1 protein-coding gene is annotated in these 561 nt (G+C 75.8%); it reads left to right on the top strand.

The features are described from left to right. Positions 1-19 precede the first annotated feature (19 nt). On the top strand, positions 20-561 hold a 542-nt coding region (locus FRW57_RS22710; protein WP_275263271.1), incomplete at its 3' end, for a thiamine pyrophosphate-binding protein.

Raw genomic sequence — 561 nt, 5'->3', positions numbered from 1 at the left:
AGGCGCCGGAGGGGGCCCGGTGAACGTCGCGCAGGCGGTGGGGCGCGCCCTGGCCGCGGTCGGCGTCGACCACGTCTTCGGTGTGGTCGGATCGGGCAACTTCCATGTGACGGGCGGCCTGGTGGCGGGCGGCGCCCGCTTCGTCGCGGCCCGCCACGAGGGCGGCGCGGCGACCATGGCCGATGCGTATGCCCGGATGACCGGCTCGGTCGCGGCCCTCACCGTGCACCAGGGGTGCGGGCTGACCAACGGCATGACGGGTATCACCGAGGCGGCCAAGAGCCGCACTCCCCTGCTCGTGCTGGCGGCCGAGGCGACCAACCCGTCGTCCAACTTCTTCGTCGACCAGGACGGGCTAGCCCGTGCGGTGGGCGCCGTGCCGGCGCGGATCACGTCCGCCGAGACCGCCGTCGACGAGGCCCTCGCAGCCGCCGCTCTGGCGCTGCACGAGCGCCGCACGGTGCTGCTGAACCTGCCGCTGGAGGTCCAGGGGCGGCCGGCGCCGGAGAGCTGGGACGACGCGGCCCTCGCTGCGCTGGCACTGCCCGCTCCGGAGCCCGC

The organism is Segeticoccus rhizosphaerae (assembly GCF_009192725.1).
Classification (GTDB): Bacteria; Actinomycetota; Actinomycetes; order Actinomycetales; family Dermatophilaceae; genus Segeticoccus; species Segeticoccus rhizosphaerae.
This window is presented reverse-complemented; position numbering and strand designations above follow the sequence as displayed.